Source organism: uncultured Cardiobacterium sp. (assembly GCF_938028185.1).
In the GTDB taxonomy this organism is placed as follows: Bacteria; Pseudomonadota; Gammaproteobacteria; order Cardiobacteriales; family Cardiobacteriaceae; genus Cardiobacterium.
In genome coordinates this window covers 1-2,705 of the sequence record NZ_CALJAH010000460.1, presented here as the reverse complement: position 1 = coordinate 2,705, position 2,705 = coordinate 1, and the positions used below count along the sequence as shown (strand labels likewise).

General features: G+C 60.0%; 1 protein-coding gene. It reads left to right on the top strand.

The window, feature by feature from the left end:
* Window positions 1-2,555 (top strand): tetratricopeptide repeat protein (locus tag Q0349_RS13305; protein ID WP_366916332.1); only part of this gene is annotated, 2,555 nt, incomplete at its 5' end.
* Window positions 2,556-2,705 lie beyond the last annotated feature (150 nt).

The window sequence follows — 2,705 nt, the reverse complement described above, 5'->3', positions numbered from 1 at the left end:
AAACAGGCAAAGGCGTCGTCCAGGATTATGAAAAAGCCTTCGCATGGTATGAAAAGGCGGCATTGCAAGGGAGCATGAGAGGGCAGAACAGTCTTGGCATATTGTATGAAACGGGAAAGGGTGTCTCCCGAAATTATGCCAAAGCTGTCGAGTGGTACGAAAAAGCCGCGATGCAGGGTGATATGTATGCGCAATACAACCTCGCCAATTTATACCGGGATGGCACAGGGGTTACACAGGATTATGAAAAGGCATTTACATGGTATGAAAAATCCGCGCAGCAAGGGCACGCTTGGGCGGAATGCAATCTGGGATGGCTCTATGAATGCGGCAAAGGAAGGCCACAGGATTACGAACAGGCATTGACATGGTATGAAAAGGCTGCCGCACAGAATAATACTCGCGCACAATATTATCTCGGCGTGATGTATGAAAAAGGTCTGGGCGTCGCAGCAGATGAAAGCAGGGCGCAGCAATGGCTGGAAAAAGCGGCAATGCAGGGAAATGCTGAAGCGGCGCGGCGTCTCGCCCGTTTTTATGAAGACGGTGGCGCCATTTTTGCCGACGGTTTGCGTCTGGCGGGCAGTACGCCGCGTTATCTCGGCATTCCGCCGCAAATGTTGCCGCGCGTCGCGGCAGTCTTCCCCGCATTGCAGGCGGAAAAAAATGCGCTGTGGCAACAGGCGTTTGCCGCGCATCAGGCGGGCGACCGTTTGACCGCTTTTGCCCTGATGCGTGAATTGGCAGCAGACGGCGATGCGGATGCCCATTATTTGCTGGCACTGATGTATCTGGATGGCACGCTCATCGTTTCCGATCATTACCCCGCAAGGGCAGCTTTATATGAGGTAAAAAATGAAAGGGAATTTGTGGCACGCGGACATTTGGCACAGATTCGTTATTGGACAGAAAAGACTCATGATCCGCTCCGCCTGATGGAATCCGGCTCCTATACACGCGAGATATTGAAAAAACTGGCTGCGGAAGGTGATGCCCCGGCGCAGAATTTTCTCGGTTGTATCTACGCTGCCAATAAGCGAAACATTTTTGCGGATGACCCCAAGGCGACCGAATGCTTCGCCGAGGCCGCCGCACAAAATGATGCCATGGGGCAATTTAATCTCGCCCTGGCATATGAAAGCGGTGAGGACGATCACTGCGATTGGGCGCAGGCGCACAATTATTACGAAAAAGCCGCCGCGCAAGATTTCGCTCCGGCGCAATTCCGCCTCGCCTTGCAGTATCTGCATGGCAAAGGCGTGGCGCGTGACGAGGCGCTGGCATGGCGCTGGATGGCACGCGCCGCGGCGGCGGGCGATGCCGATGCGCAGAACGCGCTGGGGTTACAGGCGTTGCACAATGGCGACACTGCGCAGGCGCAACAATGGTTCGCGCAGGCCGCCGCGCAGGGATTGGCCGCCGCGCAGAACAATCTTGCCGTATGCGACCCGGCGGCGGCGCAATGCGAGGGACTGACGCAAGCTGCGGCGCAGGGCGAGCCGCGGGCGTGGTTTAACCTCGGCGTGCTGGCAGAACGCGCCGGAAATGTGGCGCAGGCGCGGCAACATTACGCGCAGGCAGTATTGTGCGGCGACCTCCCGGCGCAGCAGGCGTACCGGCAAATCGCCGCCGGGGCGGCAGCAAACACGCCGTCAGCGGCGATGCAGCAGGCATTGGCGGATTGGGCAGCGGGCGATTGCCGCCGGGCGCGGGCAGCGGTGCAAACCGCAGCGGAAGCGGGCGACGTCTGGGCGCAGTTCTGCCTCGCCTGCATTTACGACGACAACCGCATCTTTCTCCGCGACGAAGCGCAGGCGCAGGCATGGTTTGCGCAGGCGGCAGCGGGCGGCAACATCCGCGCGCAGTATCGCCTCGGCATCCGTTACTGCGATGAAGCGCGACGGTTGTACCAGTATCACGTCAAGGCGAAGGCCTGCGACAGCGCGCGCCTGTGGCTGGTGCAGGCGGCGATACAGGGCGACGGCGCGGCGCAACGGGCGCTTGGGGCGATGTTTGCCAATCGCGATTACGGCGTGCCGGATCGTGTGCTGGCGAATTACTGGAATGACGCGGCACGACGGGCAAACGCGCCGGTTGCCGACCCGCCCGGTGCGGTACAACGCGACAGCACGGTCGCCGCGGTGGACAGCCGCCAAATCACGGCATACCGGAGTGCAGCGCGGCAGGGCGATGCGGCGGCACAATACGCGCTCGGCGTGCTCTATCAGACGGGCGAGGTCGTGCCACAAGGCTTCGCGCAAGCCTTCCAGTGGTACGAGCGGGCAGCACAACAGCATTACACCCCGGCGCAGCTTGCGCTCGGCATCCTCTTTGAATACGGCAAGGGCGTCGCGGCGAATGCGGTGCGGGCAGTGCAATACTATGAACAGGCTGCGTTGCAGGGCCATCCCGTAGCGCAATACCGCCTCGCCTTGCATTACCGCGACGGCGAGGGCGTCGCGCAGGACACGGCAAAAGCGCGCGAATGGCTGACGCGGGCGGCAGAACAGGGCAACCCGGATGCGGCCAAGGCACTAGCGGCATTGTCGGCGTGAACCGGGGAAAAGTGGCACCAAGAGCTGTTTACAATTGGCCATAACATGATGATTCCATTCGCAGGTTTGGCTAAGGCCTGTTTACCATTCAGCCATAAACACGCCCAAGCCAATGCGGTTGCGTGGCGACGATTTTGTGAGCTACATCAT